Annotated in this window: 14 protein-coding genes; 2 read left to right on the top strand and 12 right to left on the bottom strand. The window is 64.0% G+C overall.

All coding sequences use genetic code 11. The features are described from left to right. The first annotated feature begins 42 nt into the window (after positions 1–42). On the top strand, positions 43–1,110 hold the full coding sequence (locus ACP7BZ_RS08670) for an AI-2E family transporter (protein WP_426112094.1): 1,068 nt from the start codon (positions 43–45) through the stop codon (positions 1,108–1,110). Between the two features lie 206 nt (positions 1,111–1,316). Here ACP7BZ_RS08670 and secA read toward each other — a convergent pair whose 3' ends face one another. Further along, positions 1,317–4,091, bottom strand: coding sequence for a preprotein translocase subunit SecA (gene secA, locus ACP7BZ_RS08665; RefSeq protein ID WP_426112092.1), 2,775 nt, complete (start codon positions 4,089–4,091; stop codon positions 1,317–1,319). Positions 4,092–4,501: 410 nt separating this feature from the next. Between secA and ACP7BZ_RS08660 the strand changes: the two genes are divergently transcribed. Next, complete coding sequence (locus ACP7BZ_RS08660; protein ID WP_426112090.1) at positions 4,502–4,894, top strand: DciA family protein; 393 nt, start codon at positions 4,502–4,504, stop codon at positions 4,892–4,894. Positions 4,895–4,907: 13 nt separating this feature from the next. Here the strand turns inward: ACP7BZ_RS08660 and lpxC are convergent, their stop codons facing one another. The 11 genes from lpxC to murD form a co-directional block, all read right to left on the bottom strand. Next, positions 4,908–5,843 carry a UDP-3-O-acyl-N-acetylglucosamine deacetylase gene (gene lpxC, locus ACP7BZ_RS08655; protein WP_426112088.1) on the bottom strand — a complete coding sequence of 312 codons (936 nt, stop codon included), beginning with the start codon at positions 5,841–5,843 and terminating at the stop codon, positions 4,908–4,910. Positions 5,844–5,876: 33 nt separating this feature from the next. Continuing rightward, a complete protein-coding gene (locus ACP7BZ_RS08650; protein ID WP_426112086.1) occupies positions 5,877–6,782 on the bottom strand; it encodes a DMT family transporter in 906 nt (301 codons plus the stop codon). A gap of 66 nt (positions 6,783–6,848) precedes the next feature. Beyond that, positions 6,849–7,355: a peroxiredoxin gene (locus ACP7BZ_RS08645; protein WP_426112084.1), complete on the bottom strand. Its 507-nt coding sequence runs from the start codon at positions 7,353–7,355 to the stop codon at positions 6,849–6,851. Between the two features lie 196 nt (positions 7,356–7,551). Next, positions 7,552–8,781, bottom strand: coding sequence for a cell division protein FtsZ (gene ftsZ / locus ACP7BZ_RS08640; RefSeq protein ID WP_426112082.1), 1,230 nt, complete (start codon positions 8,779–8,781; stop codon positions 7,552–7,554). Positions 8,782–8,950: 169 nt separating this feature from the next. After that, positions 8,951–10,183, bottom strand: coding sequence for a cell division protein FtsA (ftsA, locus tag ACP7BZ_RS08635; RefSeq protein ID WP_426112080.1), 1,233 nt, complete (start codon positions 10,181–10,183; stop codon positions 8,951–8,953). 9 nt (positions 10,184–10,192) lie between these two features. Continuing rightward, the gene (locus tag ACP7BZ_RS08630; protein ID WP_426112079.1) at positions 10,193–11,071 is read right to left on the bottom strand and encodes a cell division protein FtsQ/DivIB; all 879 of its coding nucleotides are present in this window, start codon (positions 11,069–11,071) and stop codon (positions 10,193–10,195) included. Positions 11,072–11,073: 2 nt separating this feature from the next. Beyond that, positions 11,074–12,081, bottom strand: coding sequence for a D-alanine--D-alanine ligase (locus tag ACP7BZ_RS08625; protein WP_426112077.1), 1,008 nt, complete (start codon positions 12,079–12,081; stop codon positions 11,074–11,076). Beyond that, positions 12,078–13,481, bottom strand: coding sequence for a UDP-N-acetylmuramate--L-alanine ligase (gene murC / locus ACP7BZ_RS08620; protein ID WP_426112075.1), 1,404 nt, complete (start codon positions 13,479–13,481; stop codon positions 12,078–12,080). Before murC ends, ACP7BZ_RS08625 begins: the two co-directional genes overlap by 4 nt. A gap of 10 nt (positions 13,482–13,491) precedes the next feature. Beyond that, positions 13,492–14,565, bottom strand: coding sequence for an undecaprenyldiphospho-muramoylpentapeptide beta-N-acetylglucosaminyltransferase (gene murG, locus ACP7BZ_RS08615; protein ID WP_426112073.1), 1,074 nt, complete (start codon positions 14,563–14,565; stop codon positions 13,492–13,494). Beyond that, positions 14,562–15,776, bottom strand: coding sequence for a putative lipid II flippase FtsW (ftsW, locus tag ACP7BZ_RS08610; protein ID WP_426112071.1), 1,215 nt, complete (start codon positions 15,774–15,776; stop codon positions 14,562–14,564). Before ftsW ends, murG begins: the two co-directional genes overlap by 4 nt. Further along, on the bottom strand, positions 15,776–17,317 hold the full coding sequence (gene murD / locus ACP7BZ_RS08605; protein WP_426112069.1) for a UDP-N-acetylmuramoyl-L-alanine--D-glutamate ligase: 1,542 nt from the start codon (positions 17,315–17,317) through the stop codon (positions 15,776–15,778). The genes ftsW and murD overlap by 1 nt, the downstream gene beginning before the upstream one ends. Position 17,318 lies beyond the last annotated feature (1 nt).

Below are 17,318 nucleotides of genomic sequence, written 5' to 3'. Positions count from 1 at the left end.
CAACTCAGCACCATTCGATTCCTATTTGACCAGGAGGCCCGCATGTCGGACACCCAAAGAGATATCCTGAGCACCTGCTTTTCGCTGGCCATCATCGCGCTGGCGGCCTTTATTAGCCAGCGCTTTTTTTTGCCGGTGGTGTGGGCCGGCATTTTGTGCATCGCCACCTGGCCCATGTATGCGCGCCTGCTGCGTGCCTGCAAGGGGCAGGCGCTGCTGGCGGCGCTGGCCGCCACCGTCATTTCGGCGCTGATGTTCATCGTGCCGCTGGCGGTGGCGCTCACTGAGGCGGCGCGCGAAGGGCCGGCACTGGCGGCGCTGGTGGCCGACGCCAACAACAACGGCCTGGCGGCGCCGGCCTGGCTGCAGCACCTGCCGCTGGCGGGGCCGGCCATCGAAGAATGGTGGACCACCACGCTGGGCCAGCCGCACGGCATCGCCCACCTGCTGCAGGACGGCTCGGTGGCGCGTCTGAAAAGCGCCAGTGAAGTGCTCAGAAATGTCGGCGCCCACCTGATGCACCGCCTGATCGACATCGGCTTTGCCTTCGTCACCCTGTTCTTCTTCTACAAGGACGGACTGGCACTGGTGCGCCAGGTGGGCGCCATCGGCAGCCACTGCGTGGGCCGGGTGCGCTGGAACCTGTACGCCACCAAGGTCCCCACCGCCGTACGCGCCACCGTCAACGGCCTGGTGCTGGTCGGCCTGGCCGAGGGCGTGCTGCTGGGGATCGTGTATGCCTTCGCTGGCGTACCCTCGGCGGCGTTGTGGGGTGCGGCCACCGGCATCCTCGCCATCATCCCGTTCGGCGCCCCAGTGGCCTTCCTGGCGGTGGCGGGGGTGCTCATTGTCGGCGGTCACATGGTGGCGGCCATCGTCGTCATTGCCGCCGGCACCGTGGTGCTGTTCATCGCCGACCATTTCGTCCGCCCCACCATCATCGGCAATGCCACCGCCCTGCCCTTCCTGGCGGTGCTGTTCGGAATTTTAGGGGGGGTCGAAACGCTCGGGCTGGTGGGCCTGTTCATCGGCCCGGTGGTGATGACGCTGTTCGTCACCCTGTGGCACGAAGAAAACCTGTTCGGCCCGGGCGTCAAGCCGGGGCAGTAAAGCGCTGCCAACACCGGCAGGGGGACTGGCGCGCAGTGCACCGTCGCCCGTCCGATTGTGCCGGCACGGCGCCAAGGGTGGCCCGGCCAGTCCCGGCGGCGAACGCTGCGCAGAATCGGACTGGCGTAAACTGAAAAACGCCCGGCATTGCCGGGCGTTCTGCATCTGATCAGACCAAACCAACGTCGCAGTTCACATTTGTCTGATTAGCTCAACTTGCCATGGCAGGCCTTGAACTTCTTGCCGCTACCGCAAGGGCAGGCATCGTTGCGCCCCACTTTCATGCCGTTGTACGTGGTCGCCGGATCATCGGTGGCCGCCACTTCGCCAGGCGCCGGCGCCAGCAGTTCTTCAGGGGTGGCGTCGGGCCGGTAATCGGCGTGCTGGTAACTGATGTTTTCCAGGTGTGCCTGCTGCTCGGCCATGGCCGCTTCGGCCGCTTCGACTTCTTCGCGCGACTGTATGCGCACCAGCATGATCTGGCGGATCACTTCATTCTTGATCTCGTCTAACATGCTGCCGAACAGTTCAAACGCTTCGCGCTTGTATTCCTGTTTCGGGTTTTTCTGCGCATAACCGCGCAGGTGGATACCCTGGCGCAGGTGGTCAAGGGCCGCCAGGTGCTCGCGCCAGTGGCTGTCGACGGCCTGCAGCATGACGCTGCGTTCAAAGCCGCCAAACGATTCCTTGCCGACGACGGCAATCTTGGCCGCATACGACGCTTCGGCCGCCGCCTGTACTTTTTCAAGAATGTCGTCGTCGCTGATATTGCTGTCGTCGGCAATCTGTTGCGCCAGCGGCACCGGCAGGTTCCATTCATTGGCCAGGCTGCTTTCCAGCGCGGCGATATCCCACTGTTCTTCGACCGACTCGGCCGGCACGTGCACCCGCACCAGGTCGTTGAACACGCCCGCGCGCAGCGACGCGATCAGCTCGGAAATGTCGAGCGTTTCGAGCAGTTCATTGCGCTGCGTGTAAATGACCTTGCGCTGGTCGTTGGCGACGTCGTCGTATTCGAGCAGCTGCTTCCGGATATCGAAGTTGCGCGCTTCGACCTTGCGCTGCGCCGTTTCGATCGAGCGCGAGACGATGCCCGCTTCGATCGGTTCGCCCTCCGGCATTTTCAGGCGGTCCATGATGGCGCGCACGCGGTCGCCGGCAAAGATGCGCAGCAGGGCGTCGTCGAGCGACAAATAAAAGCGCGAGGAGCCGGGGTCGCCCTGGCGTCCCGAACGGCCGCGCAACTGGTTGTCGACGCGGCGCGATTCGTGGCGCTCGGTGCCGATGATGTGCAGGCCACCGGCCGCCACCACGTGCTCGTTGAGCGACTTCCACTCATTGCGCATGGTCTCGCCCTGCGCCGCTTTTTCGGCGTCGCTGAGCGCGTCGTTGGCATCGATGAACTGGATCTGCTTTTCGACATTGCCACCGAGGACGATGTCGGTACCGCGACCGGCCATGTTGGTGGCGATGGTGATCATCTTCGGCCGCCCCGCCTGGGCAATGATTTCCGCTTCGCGGGCATGCTGCTTGGCGTTGAGCACATTGTGCGGCAAGCCGGCCTCGGTCAGGATGCCCGACAACAGTTCGGAATTTTCGATCGAGGTGGTACCGACCAGCACCGGCTGACCGCGTTCGTAGCAGTCGCGGATATCGATGAGCATGGCGCCGTATTTTTCCTGCGCCGACTTGTACACCTGGTCCTGGCGGTCCTTGCGCTGCGACGGCCGGTTGGGCGGGATGACGACCGTTTCGAGGCCGTAAATTTCCTGGAATTCGTAGGCTTCGGTATCGGCCGTACCGGTCATGCCAGCGAGCTTGCCGTACATGCGGAAGTAGTTCTGGAAGGTGATCGAGGCCAGCGTCTGGTTCTCGTTCTGGATGCGCACACCTTCTTTTGCTTCGACGGCCTGGTGCAGGCCATCGGACCAGCGCCGTCCCGTCATCAGGCGGCCGGTGAATTCATCGACAATGACGACTTCATCGTTTTGCACCACGTAGTGCTGGTCCTTGTGGAACAGCGCGTGCGCGCGCAGCGCTGCGTACAGGTGGTGGATCAGGGTGATGTTGGCGGCGTCGTACAGCGAGGCGCCTTCCGGCAGCAGGCCCATCTTGGTGAGGATGGCTTCGGCTTTTTCGTGACCCGCTTCGGTCAGCAGCACCGAGTGGGCTTTTTCATCGCGCGTGTAGTCGCCCGGTACTTCGACAACGCCCTTGCCATCCGGCGTCTCTTCACCGATCTGCAACGTCAGCATCGGCGGCAGTTCATTGATGCGCACGTACAGGTCGGTGTGATTTTCAGCCTGGCCGGAAATGATCAAGGGCGTGCGGGCTTCATCGATGAGGATCGAGTCGACTTCATCGACGACGGCGAAATTGAGGCCGCGCTGGACCCGCTCCGACTTGTCGTAGACCATATTGTCACGCAGGTAATCGAAGCCGAATTCATTGTTGGTGCCGTAGGTGATGTCGGCGGCGTAAGCGCTCTGCTTGGTGTCGTGGTCCATCTGCGACAGGTTCACGCCGGTCGACAGGCCCAGCCAGCCGTACAGACGCCCCATCCAGTCGGCATCGCGCTGGGCCAGGTAATCGTTGACGGTAATGACGTGCACGCCCTTGTCGGCCAGTGCATTGAGGTAAGTTGGCAGGGTGGCCATCAGGGTCTTGCCTTCGCCCGTGCCCATTTCCGCGATTTTGCCGTAGTGCAGCACCATACCGCCGATCAGCTGCATGTCGAAGTGGCGCATTTTAAGGACGCGGCGGGCCGCTTCGCGGCACACGGCAAACGCTTCGGGCAGCAAGTCGTCGAGCGCAGCGCCGGCGGCCACCCGCTTTTTCAGTTCGGGCGTCTTGGCCTGCAGCTCGGCGTCCGACAGCGCTTCCATCTGCGCCTCGAGCGCATTAATCTGGGCCACCGTCTTTTTGTATTGCTTAAGCAGACGCTGGTTGCGGCTGCCGAAAATCTGGGTCAGTAATGACATGCTTGAATTCTTGAAAAATGCGCCGCGAAAGAGAGCCAGAGTCGGTACCCGAAGTTACCCGGTTCTAGCCGCCATAGACAAAAAGAGGATGATTTTATCACGCACCACCACCATACTTGGGGTTATCCCACGCGATAACAAGTGCGCACAGTAAAGAATGTTGTCAATTTGCTCCGTCTGCGCCGGCTGTCCCGTGCGCCAGCGGGCGCGCCGCCGGGATCAGGGCGTGCAGGCCGGCTTGCATGGCCGCATGCATGCGCATGCGCCACGGTGACACCGCGACGCCTGCATGTGATATGTTCTCCCTCATGCGCCCATCCTCCCCAGATCAATACGGCGGCCACATTTATGGTACCCGTTCACGCCAGACGTCCGTTGGCGCTACTGACTTTTTGACCGGCAACTCCCGCATGGCCAGTCTGCTGCCCACCGCCATGCGCATGGGCCGCCTGCAAAAAGATTGCGCCGACGCCCTGCCCGCCATGTTCGCCAACTGCGACGTGCTGTCGTTCGAAGAAGGCGCGCTGGTGCTGGCGGTGCCGACCTCGGCTGTTGCCGCCAAGCTCAAGCAGCAGCTGCCAAAACTGCAGGGTGCCCTGCAGCAACGTGGCTGGCAAATCAACAACATCAAGCTGAAAGTGCAAGTCATCCGGGCCATCGCCCCGGTGGTGCACACGCGCCAGCTCGACTTTCCCGCCACTGCCGTGCAAGCCTTCGAGGCGCTCGGCGAGGCGCTGCCCGACACGGCGCAAAATGCCCGCCTGATCGCCGCCATCAAGGCGATGGCGGCGCGCCGCCGTTAGTCGTGCCGGCGATTTAAGTAAGTGCCCACTCGCGCGCCATTTGCCGCACATACGATTGCGGCGCCGCAGCAACATCGTCAAAACTGACGATCTCATAGGCGTCGGGCTGCTTGAGTAATTCGAGCAGCAACAGATTGTTCAAGCCGTGGCCCGACTTGTGCGCGCTGTAGGCCGCCAGCAGCGGGTGGCCCACCAGGTACAGGTCACCGATCGCATCGAGGATCTTGTGGCGCACGAACTCGTCTTCGTAGCGCAGGCCATCGGAATTGAGAATCCGGTATTCGTCCATGACGATGGCGTTTTCCAGCGAACCGCCGCGGGCCAGACCCATCCCCCGCAGACTTTCGACATCCTGCATGAAGCCAAAGGTGCGGGCGCGGGCGACGTCGTGCACATACGACACCTTGCCAAAGTCAACCGATGCGCGCTGGGTGGTGCCGTCAACCGCCGGGTGATTAAATTCGATATAAAAGTCGAGCTTGAAGCCATCGTGGGGCGACAGGCTGGCCCATTTTTCCTGTTCTCCCGTGCCCTGGCGCACTTCCACGGTGCGCAGCACGCGGATGAATTTTTTGGCCGCTGGCAGCTCCTGCACGCCAGCCTGCTGCAGCAGGAAGACGAACGACGAGGCCGAGCCATCCATGATGGGAATTTCTTCGGCCGACACGTCTACCACCAGGTTATCGATGCCCAGGCCGGCGCAGGCCGACATCAAGTGTTCGACGGTCGACACGCGGGCGTCGCCCTGGATCAATACGGACGCCATGCGGGTGTCGCCCACCACACCGGCGCTGGCGGCAAATTCGACCACGGGGTCGAGATCGACACGGCGGAACACGATGCCGGTGTTGATCGCCGCCGGGCGCAGGGTCAGTTCGACCTTGGTGCCGGAATGCAGGCCAACACCGGTGGTGCGCACCATCTGTTTGAGGGTTCTTTGCTTTAACATCCGCCGATTATAGCCAGTTTGCAAGGTCACCGCTCACCGGTGTTCCGTCTCGGCAAGACCGTTACTGACGGCGCCATGCGCCCGTTCATGGCCGATCAGATACAGGCCGCTGCCGATGATGATGGCCGCGCCCAGCAGCGTGATGCGGTCGGGCAACGTGTTCCACAGCAGCCAGTCGAAGCCGACACCGAAGGCCAGCGCCGCGTATTCAAACGGCGCCACCTTCGACGCTTCGCCGTAGCCGAACGCTTCGGTGATGGCCAGCTGGCCCAGAAAGCCGCTCACGGCCAGCCCTGCCAGCAGGGCGCTGTCGGCGCTGCGCACGGCCACCCAGTGCGGCCAGGCCAGCGTGCTGGCGCCAGCGGCGACGATCACCATCAACCACAGCACCATGTGTTCGCTGCGGTCGGTGCGCGCCAGCATGCGCGCCGTGATGGCGGAGACGGCATACATGGCGGCCGCCCCCAGCACCGCCAGCCCGCCCAAGGTCAGCATGCCGGCGCCGCTGGGGCGCAGCACCACCAGCACGCCCACCAGGCCGAGCCCGATGGCGGCCCAGCGCGCGCCGTTGACGGATTCCTTGAGCAGTACCACGGACAGCGCCGTGATCAGGGCCGGGGCAATGAAAAAAATTGCATACGCTTCGGCCAGCGACAGCGTCTGCAAAGCGAAGGCAAACAGGAACAGCATGGCAATGCCGAGCGCGCCGCGCAGCAGGTGCAGCGACCAGCGCACCCGCAACAGGCCAGCGACAGCACCGCGCCAGAGCACGTAGACCAGCACCAGCGGCAGCGCGGTCAGCGCGCGCAGGGCGACCACCTGCATGGCGGGGTAGTTGCTCGACAATAGCTTCATGCAGCTGTCCATGACGGAAAACAGGGCCACCGCGCACAGCATGGCGTAGATGCTGCGCAGGTGGCTGGGATGACGACCAGGCATAGCGGTGATATCAACTAAAAAAAACGGCGCCGCGGCGCCGTGATGGACTACTGTGAGTGCGGCGATTTAGCCGATTTGTTCGAGCAAGGTGTCAGCGCCGGAGACTTTCAGACCGCCGCCCTGCTCGACATTGAGTTGCTTGACGACGCCGTCGACCACCAGCATCGAGTAGCGCTGCGAGCGGGTGCCCATGCCATGCTTGGAAAAATCGGCGTCGAGGCCGAGCGCCTTGCTGAAGTCGGCGTTGCCGTCGGCCATCATGCGGACCACGCCGGTGGCTTTTTGTTCACGGCCCCAGGCGCCCATGACGAAGGCGTCATTGACGGAGATGCACCAGATTTCATCGACGCCCTTGCCCTTGAAGGCGTCGGCGTGGGCGACATAACCAGGTACATGCTGGGCCGAGCAGGTCGGGGTGAACGCACCTGGCAGACCGAAGATGGCGATGGTCTTGCCCTTGATCAGATCTGCGACCTGGAACTGGTTCGGACCGAGCGCACAGCCTTCGGTGGCCGATTCGATGAATTCTGCAAGCGTGCCGTTTGGCAGGGTGTCGCCGACTTTGATGGACATGGGGGCTCCTGTAATGTTGTTTTAAAATGGGTGGTCCGGCGACTCGCACCGTCGGTACGGCGTCGAGTATGCCCGATCCTGGCGATCCTTGCAGGCGGCGCGCCCTGTCGGCGCCCATGGCGGTGCGCTAAAGCCAGCTGGGACGGGCACCCTGCGGTGCCAGTCCCCCTTGAACCGGCCGCCCTACCCCTTCGACTTAATCGGCCTGCTTGCGCAAAAACGCCGGAATATCGTAGGTCTCAACGCCATTGCGCTGCATCGCCTGCACCTGCTCCGACGCCTGCTCACGGCGCCAGACGGCGGGCTGCTTCATGCCATCGACAGCGGCATGACCGGCCGAAGCGGCGCCCATGGTGACGCCGCTGGAAGCGGACAGACCGCTGTTTGACGCCATCATCGGGGCGTTGTGCAAGCCGCCCAGGCCACCATGGGTGCCGGTGCGCAGCATCGGCTGCTGGACCAGCTGCATGGCTTTTTTCGCTTTACCCAGGCCGGTAGCGACCACGGTAACGCGGATGTCGTCGCCCATGGCGTCGTCGTAAGCGATACCTTGCGCGATTGACGCGTCAGGGGCGGCGAAGGCGCGCACGGCCGCCATCACTTCCTTGATCTCTTTGCCCTTCAGACCGCGCGAAGCGGTGACGTTGACCAGCACGCCACGGGCGCCCGACAGGTCAATGCCGTCCAGCAGTGGCGAGGCCACCGCCTGTTCGGCAGCGATACGCGCACGGTCAACGCCCGATGCGGTGGCGGTGCCCATCATCGCCTTGCCCTGCTCGCCCATGATGGTCTTGACGTCATTGAAGTCGACGTTAATATGACCGGGCACATTGATGATCTCGGCGATACCGGCCACCGCGTTGTTGAGCACATCATCGGCGTGCTTCATCCAGTCGATCATCGACTCGTCTTCGTAAATCTCTTCGAGCTTTTCGTTGAGGATGATGATCAGGGAGTCGACGTGCTTGCTCAATTCATCGAGGCCTTCCTCAGCGATGTCCATGCACTTCTGGCCTTCGTAGGAAAACGGCTTCGATACCACCGCCACCGTCAGCGCCCCCATCGCCTTGGCGATTTCAGCGACGATGGGCGCGGCGCCAGTGCCGGTACCGCCGCCCATGCCGGCGGCGATGAACACCATGTGGGCGCCGCGCAGCGAGTCTTCGATGCGCGCGCGCGAGTCTTCCGCCAGCTGGCGGCCGACCGACGGCTTCATGCCGGCGCCGAGACCGGAGTCGCCGATCTGGATGATGTTGTGGGCGCTCGAGGCGGCCAGCGCCTGGGCATCGGTGTTGGCAGCGATGAATTCGACGCCGCTGACGCCCTTGTTAATCATGTGCTGCACGGCGTTGCCGCCGGCGCCGCCGACACCCACGACCTTGATGACGGTACCGATTGCTGCGTTGTCGACCATATCGAACTCCATGATGAAACTCCTAATCAAATTGCCGTTTCCAAGCGCCAGGGCTCATGCTGAGGATGAAACCTGGAGATTGAAAACCGCCACTTCAGTGAATAATAAAAAATGTGTTTTTGTGTGTGCTGTGTTACCGCTGCTACCGCTGCTGCTACCATCAAATACCGAAACCACCCGCTTAAAAATTCCCTAAAAACCATTCCTTCATCCGCTGCACGACCGCCTTCACCGAACCGTCCTGGCGCGTGACGATGTGCCCGCGCAAATACTGTTTTTTCGCTTCCAGCAGCAGCCCCAGCACGGTGGCGTAACGGGGACTGCGCACGACGTCGGCCAGCTGGCCGCGGTAATCGGGCGTACCGAGGCGCGCCGGCTTGAGGAAAATATCTTCCGCCATTTCCACCATGCCGGGCATGATGGCGGTGCCGCCGGTGAGCACGATGCCCGACGACAGCACGCCTTCATAACCGGAATCGCGCACCACCTGGTGCACCATGGCGAACAGCTCTTCCACGCGCGGCTCGATGACGGCGGCGAGCGCCTGGCGCGACAAGGTGCGCGGACCACGGTCGCCCAGCCCCGGCACTTCGAGCTGCTCGCCCGGATCGGCCAGCACCTGCTTGGCGACGCCATAGCGAATCTTGATTTCTTCCGCTTCCGAGGTGGGTGTGCGCAGGGCCATGGCAACGTCATTGGTGATCTGGTCGCCGGCAATCGGAATGACCGCCGTGTGGCGAATGGCGCCATCGGAAAACACGGCGATGTCGGTGGTGCCGCCGCCGATATCGATGAGCACCACGCCGAGTTCCTTTTCATCGGGCGTGAGCACGGCATCGGCCGAAGCCATCGGCTGCAAAATCAGGTCCGACACTTCCAGGCCGCAGCGGCGCACGCACTTGACGATGTTTTGCACCGCCGAGACGGCGCCGGTGACGATATGCACGCGCACTTCGAGGCGGATGCCGCTCATGCCGATCGGTTCGCGCACATCTTCCTGGCTGTCGACGATGAATTCCTGCGGCACCGTGTGCAGCAGCTGCTGGTCGGTGGGGATGTTGACTGCCTTGGCCGTCTCGATCACGCGGGCGACATCGGTGGCGGTCACTTCCTTGTCCTTGATGGCCACCATGCCGCTCGAATTGAACGAGCGGATATGGCTGCCGGCGATGCCGGCGTAGACATTGCGGATTTTGCAGTCGGCCATCAGCTCGGCTTCTTCCAGCGCGCGCTGGATCGATTCGACGGTCGCCTCGATATTGACCACCACGCCTTTTTTCAGGCCGCGCGATTCATGCTGGCCAAGGCCGATGACCTCGTGGCGGCCATCAGGCATCACTTCGGCGACCACCGCCACCACTTTCGAGGTGCCGATGTCGAGTCCGACGATGAGGTTTTTCGCGTCTTTTGTCATTTTTATGGCCTAGTGCTGGGTGCTTGCTTTGGTGTTGGGTTTGGCGGGTAAGGCGGCTTGGGGGACTCTGGTGGCGCTGCTGGCGCTGGCAAGCACCTTGGCAACTGGCTGGGGCAGCAGCTTGCCATCCTTGGAAATCTTGATGCCACGGGCGGCCAGCGCCAGGCCGTTCTGGTAGCGCATGTCGATGGTCTCGATCTCCGGCACGCGGGCAGCGAGCTGGGGATAGACCTTGACCAGCCGCTGAACGCGCTCGCGCATGGTGTCGTGCGTGCTGTCGTGGTCCTGTTCACGGCCGAGCGCCACCAGCATGCCGTTGTCGAGTTTGACGGTCCACGCATAGCGGCTCGACAGGCTGAGCGACTCGGGGGTCAGCGCCACCGGCGCAAACCAGGCGCGCAGCTGGCCAAACCGGGCCAGCACTTCCTTTTCGCTGCCTTCCGGACCGTCGAACGCGGGCAGCGGATGGTCGTCGTCCGCTTCGGCCAGGTTGGCAGTAAACACATCGCCCTTGACCGACAGCAGCCGACCATCTTCGCCCCAGGTGCCCAGCGGCTCATGTTCTTCGATCGAGACGATCAACTGGTCGGGCCACTCGCGGCGCACGGTGGCGCGGCGTACCCATGGCACCGATTCAAAAGCGGTGCGCACCTGCTCCAGATTGGTGGTGAAAAAATTGCCCTTGAATTTGCCGATCACGCCGGCGCGCAGGGTCAGCGCACTGACCCGTTTGAGCTCAATGTCATAGATGCTCTCGACGCGCACGCTGCGCAAGGTAAACATGGGGCGCTGCGAGACCCACCAGACGCCCGAGGCGACGCACGCCAGCACCACCAGGGCGATCAGGCCGTTGGCGGTGGCGTTGAGGGCGCGCACGTCTTGCCACATGATTAGCGTCCCGCTCCCTGGTGCAGTTTTTGCAGTTTCACCCTGGCGGTGGCCAGAATGCTCAGGCACAGATCGTCGTAGCTGATACCCAGCGCGCGTGCGGCCATCGGCACCAGCGAGTGACCGGTCATGCCAGGCGAGGTATTGGCCTCGATCAGGAAGGGCTGCTGATCGCTCGCGCGCAGCATGAAGTCGATGCGCCCCCAGCCTTCGCAACCGAGCGCGCGGTACGCCGCCAGCGCCAGCTGCTGCATGTGGGCGGTCAGTTCAGCGCTCAACACGGCCGGGCAAAAATACTGGACGTCGTCAGTAAAATACTTGTTCTGGTAATCGTAGTTGCCCTGCGGGGCGACGATCTCGCAGATCGGCAGCGCACGCGCACTGCGACCGGCACCCAGAATGGCGACGGTAAATTCGCGGCCGGTGATGAACTGCTCGGCCAGCACAACGTCATCAAACGTGGTTGCCAGATCGACCGCAGCCTGCATGGCGCTGGCCTGCTCGACCTTGGTGATGCCAATGGTCGAACCTTCGTGGGGCGGCTTGACGATCAAGGGCAGGCCAAGCTGGACCAGCACCGCAGCCAGATCAGCACCCGCCTCGATCTGCGCATAAGCGGGGGTCGGCAGCCCGTTTTGCAGCCACATCATCTTGGTGGCGATCTTGTCCATGGCGACGGCGCTGGCCATCACCCCGCTGCCGGTGTACGGGATGCCCAGCTGTTCGAGGGCGCCTTGCAGGCTGCCATCTTCGCCGAAGCGCCCGTGCAGGGCGATGAAGACGCGGTCGAACTGCTGCGCTGCCAGTTCGGCCAGGCTGCGTTCGGCCGGGTCGAACAGGTGGGCATCGACGCCGCGGCTTTGCAGGGCGGCCAGCACGCCCGCGCCGGACATGATGGAGATGGCGCGCTCGGCCGAACCGCCGCCGCACAGCACGCCGACTTTACCGAGCGCCTTGACGTCGATGTCGTCGAACTCAATGGTGCTCTCGCTGATGTTCGCCTGGTTCATGCTGATCCCTTCACTGCAGTCAGTTTGGCCGGCACGCCCGAAATCGAGCCGGCGCCCATGGTGATGACGACATCGCCGTCGCGCACCGCGTTGAGGATCGCGGCCGGCATGTCGGCGATCGCTTCGACAAAGATCGGCTCGATCTTGCCGCCCACCCGCAGCGCGCGTGCCAGCGCGCGGCCATCGGCGGCGGAAATTGGCGCTTCGCCGGCCGCATAGACGTCGGCCAGCAGCAGCACGTCGGGGGTCGAGAGCACCTTCACGAAATCTTCGAACAGGTCGCGCGTGCGGCTAAAGCGGTGCGGCTGGAACGCCAGCACCAGCCGGCGGCCCGGGTAGGCGCCGCGGGCGGCGGCCAGCGTCACCTCGGTCTCGAGCGGGTGGTGACCGAAGTCGTCGACCAGCGTAAAACTGCCGCCGCCGGAGGCCTCATCGATGGCGATTTCGCCATAGCGGGTAAAGCGCCGGCCGACGCCATGAAACCCTTCGAGACCGCGCTGGGTGGCGGCGTCATCGATGCCAATTTCGCGGGCGATGGCGATGGCCGAGCAGGCGTTTTGCACATTGTGCAGGCCTGGCTGGTTGAGGATGAAATCGGTGTCGGGGTAGCCGTCCTGGATCACGGTGAAATGCATGGTGATGCCGACCGCGCGGGCGTTCACCGCGCGCACCTGGGCCTGCGCCGAAAAGCCATAGGTGGTGACCGGCTTGGTCACCTGCGGGATGATGGCGCGCACGTGTTCGTCGTCGATGCACAGCATGGCGCGGCCATAGAACGGCAGCCGGTGCGTAAAGTGCACAAACGCTGATTTCAATTTCTCGAAATCGTGCTCGTAGGTGTTCATGTGGTCGGCATCGATATTGGTGATCACTTCGATCATCGGCGCCAGGTTCAGGAACGAGGCGTCCGATTCATCGGCTTCAACGACGATGTAGTCGCCGGTGCCCAACTTGGCGTTGGCGCCGGCGCTGGTCAAACGGCCGCCAATGACAAAGGTGGGGTCGACGCCGCCTTCGGCCAGCACCGACGCCACCAGGCTGGTGGTGGTGGTTTTGCCGTGGGTGCCGGCAATCGCGATGCCGCGTTTCAAGCGCATCAATTCACCGAGCATGATGGCGCGCGGGACGATCGGGATCATGGCGGCGCGGGCGGCCACCACTTCGGGGTTTTGCTCGTTGACGGCGGTCGAGGTGACGACGACATCGGCACCGGCCACGTTGGCAGCGTCGTGACCGAGGCACACGCGGGCGCCCAGTTCGGCCAGGCGCACGCTGGCGGCATTGCTGCCCAGGTCCGAGCCCGACACCTGGTAACCGAGATTGAGCAGCACTTCGGCGATGCCGCTCATGCCGCTGCCACCGATGCCGACGAAGTGAATGTTTTTGATTTTATGTTTCATGCTGTGCTCTTCATGGCTGTGCCATCTTTTCTAAAATATCGGCAATGGCGTCGTTGGCGTCGCGCCGTCCCACCGCCAGCGCGGCCAGCGCCATCGCGCGGCAGTGCGCGCGCGTGGTGGCGCTCAGCAGCGCGCCCAGTTTGTCAGCCGTCAGTTCGCCCTGCGGCAGGTGGATGGCGGCGCCCTGGCTGGCCATCCATGTGGCATTGTCGACCTGGTGGCCGGTGGTGGCGGCAACGAACGGCACCAGCACGCTGGCCACGCCGGCCGCCGTCAGTTCGGAGACGGTGATGGCGCCGGCGCGGCAAATCACCAGGTCGGCGGCGGCGTATTGTGCCGCCATGTCATCGATAAAATCGACCACAGTGGCGTCGACCCCATGGCGCGCATACGCTGCAAGCAAGGCGTCCAGATTTTTCTTGCCCGACTGGTGCGTCACCTGCGGGCGCACGGCGACATCGATGGTCGCCAGCGCGGCCGGTACGGCGTCGTTGAGCACCTTGGCACCGAGGCTGCCACCGACCACCAGGATGCGCAGGGGGCCGCTGCGGCCATCAAAACGCGCCTCTGGCGACGGCATGTCGAGAATCGCCTGGCGCACGGGATTGCCGGTGACGGTGGCCTTGCCGGCGGCGCGGCCGAAATCGGCCGGAAAACCAAACAGCACGCGGCGCGCCAGCGGCGCCAGGGTTTTGTTCGACAGCAGCAGTGCAGCGTCGGCGTTGACCAGCACCAGCGGCACGCCGCGCAGGCGCGCCATCACGCCGCCCGGTACGCACACGTAGCCGCCCATGCCGAGCACGACGTCGGGCCGGCGACGCCCCAGAATCGCAAAGCAGCTGGCAAAGCTGGCCGCCAGTTTGAAGGCGCCGGTGACGGTGTGGCGCCAGCCCTTGCCGCGCATGCCGGTAAAATCGATGGCGTCCATGGCGATGCCCGCTTTCGGCACCAGCTGCTGTTCCATGCCGGTGGCGGTGCCCAGCCAGCTCACCTGCCAGCCGCGCGCGGCCATGGTGTGGGCGATGGCGATGCCGGGGAAGATGTGGCCGCCGGTGCCGGCTGCCATGATCAACAGGCGCTTCATGGGCGACCTCCGCGCATGAGCACACGATTTTCGTAATCGATGCGCAGCAGGATGGCGATGCCGATGCAGTTGATGAAAACGCCGGTGCCGCCATAGCTCATCAGTGGCAAGGTCAAGCCCTTGGTCGGCAACAGGCCCAGGTTGACGCCCATATTGATAAAGCACTGCACGCCGATCCAGATGCCAATGCCCTTGGCGGCCAGACCGGCGAAGGTCTGGTCGAGGGCAATCGCCTGACGGCCGATGTCGAAGGCGCGCTTGACCAGCCAGTAAAACATGGCGATGGTCACCAGCACACCGGCCAGGCCCAGCTCTTCGCCGATCACGGCGAGCAGAAAGTCGGTGTGCGCTTCCGGCAGGTAGTGCAGCTTTTCGACGCTGCCGCCCAGGCCAACGCCAAAAATCTCGCCGCGGCCAAAGGCGATCAGCGAGTGGGTCAGCTGGTAGGCTTTATTCAAGGCGTTGTCTTCCTGCCACGGGTCGAGATAGGCGAACATGCGCGCGCGCCGGAACGGCGAGAGCGCAATGATGGTGCTGAAAATGACCACCAGCAGCGCGCCGATACCACCGAACCAGATCGCATTGATCCCGCCCAAAAACAGGATGCCCATGGCGATGCAAACGATCACCCCGAAGGCGCCCAGATCCGGTTCGAGCAGCAGCAGCAAGCCGACCAGGCCAATCGCGCCAGCCATCGGCAAAAAGCCCTTGGTCAGCTTGTGCATGTATTCCTGTTTGCGCACCGTGTAGTCGGCGGCGTACAGCACCGCCACCACTTTCATGATCTCGGATGGCTGCGGCTTGAAGACGATCAGGTTGATCCAGCGGCGCCCGCCATTGACAGTCACGCCCAGGCCCGGCATGAACACCATCGTCAGCATCACCAGGGTGGCGCCGAACAGCCACGGCGCCGCCTTTTGCCAGGCTTCGACGCGCACGCGGAATGCCAGCAGGCCGGCGACCAGCGAGACGCCGATAAAAGCGGCCTGGCGCTGTAAAAAATAGGTGCTCTTGTAGGCGGCGAACTTGGGCGAATCGGGCAGCGAGATCGACGCCGAATACACCATCACCATGCCGAACAACATCAGCAGCAGGGTCACCCACACCAGCGGCTGGTCGTACTCCATCATCTTCGACGGCCGGCTGCGGCCGGCCGCGAGGGCGCTGGAGGAGGCGCCGCCGAATTTGAAGGGGAGCTGGAACACCGACATCAGAGCTCCTGCCCATGGTCGAGGGCCAGCTGGCGCACGGCGTCAGTAAACACCTGGGCGCGGTGGGCATAACTGGTGAACATGTCGAGACTGGCGCAGGCGGGCGAGAGCAGCACGCAGTCGCCGGCCTGCGCCAGCGCGGCGGCGCGCTGCACGGCGTCGGGCAGGTTGCGGCAGTCGACCAGGTCGACGCCGGCCGGTTCCAAGGCGGCGCGCAGTTGCGGCGCATCGCGGCCGATCAATACCACCGCGCGCACATACCGCGCGCCGGGCGCGGCCAGCGGCGAAAAATCCTGGCCCTTGCCGTCGCCACCGGCGATCAGCACGATTTTCTGGCCGGCGCCGGCGAAGGCCTGACCGAGGCCGCTCAGGGCGGCGACGGTGGCGCCCACATTGGTGCCCTTGCTGTCGTCGTAGTACTCGACATCGGCGATGCTCGCCAGCAGCTCGACCCGGTGCGGTTCGCCCTTGTAGTCGCGCAGGCCGTGCAGCAACGGCGCCAGCGGCAGGCCGATGGCGCGGCACAGCGCCAGCGCGGCGAGCGCATTGGTGGCATTGTGCAGGCCGCGAATGTGCAGGGCATCGGCCGGCATCAGGCGGGTGATTACCACTTCGGCCGGCGCGGCGAAGTCGCGCTTGCGCTTTTTTTCGATCTCTTCGCCGGCCATCGCCTGGGCCAGCCACAGCACGCCGCGTTCGTTGACCAGGCCGAAGTTGCCGGCCGCGGTGGGTTCAGCTGCGCCGAACAGCACCGTGTCGGCACCCGGCGTGGTCAAGGCCAGGTCAAACACCAGCGCATCGTCGCGATTGAGCACGCGCACCGTGTTGGCGGCAAAAATGCGCGCCTTGTCGGCGCCATAGCTGGCCATGTCGCCATGCCAGTCAAGATGGTCCTGGGTCAGATTGAGGACGGTGGCGGCATCGGCCTGCAGGCTGAAAGTCGAATGCAGCTGAAAGCTCGACAGCTCGAGCACCCACGCCTGCGGCAGGCTGCCATTGCCGACGCAATCGAGCAGCACGTCGAGCGCGGCCGGGCTGATATTACCGGCCAGGCGGACGGACAGTCCGGCACGCTCGCACAGCAGCCCGGTCAGGCTGGTGACGGTGGTCTTGCCGTTGGTGCCGGTGATGGCGATCACTTTCGGAGCGTAGCCCTGCCCGGCTTTTAACTGCGCCAGGCCCTGGGCGAACAGCTCGATTTCACCCCACACGGGAATTGCCAGCGCCGCGGCAGCCGGCACGATGGTGCGCAGTTCGCGACGCGGGGCCAGGCCGGGACTCAAGGTGACGAAATCGACGCCGGCGAGCAGCGCTTCATGAAATTCGCCGCAGCTAAACTGCACTTCCGGCACTGCCAGGCGCAGCGCCTGCAGACGCTGCGGCTCGGTGCGGGTATCGGCCACGTGCACCAGGGCGCCGCAGGCGGCCAGCCACTTGGCCATGGCCAGACCGGACTCGCCCAAGCCCAGCACCAGTGCGCGCTTGCCGGCGTACAGGGCAGACAGGGATGCCGGCGTGGTCATGGGGGACATGGTGGACATG

The organism is Massilia sp. PWRC2 (genome assembly GCF_049896725.1).
Lineage (GTDB): Bacteria > Pseudomonadota > Gammaproteobacteria > Burkholderiales > Burkholderiaceae_D > JAFCUW01.
This window is presented reverse-complemented; position numbering and strand designations above follow the sequence as displayed.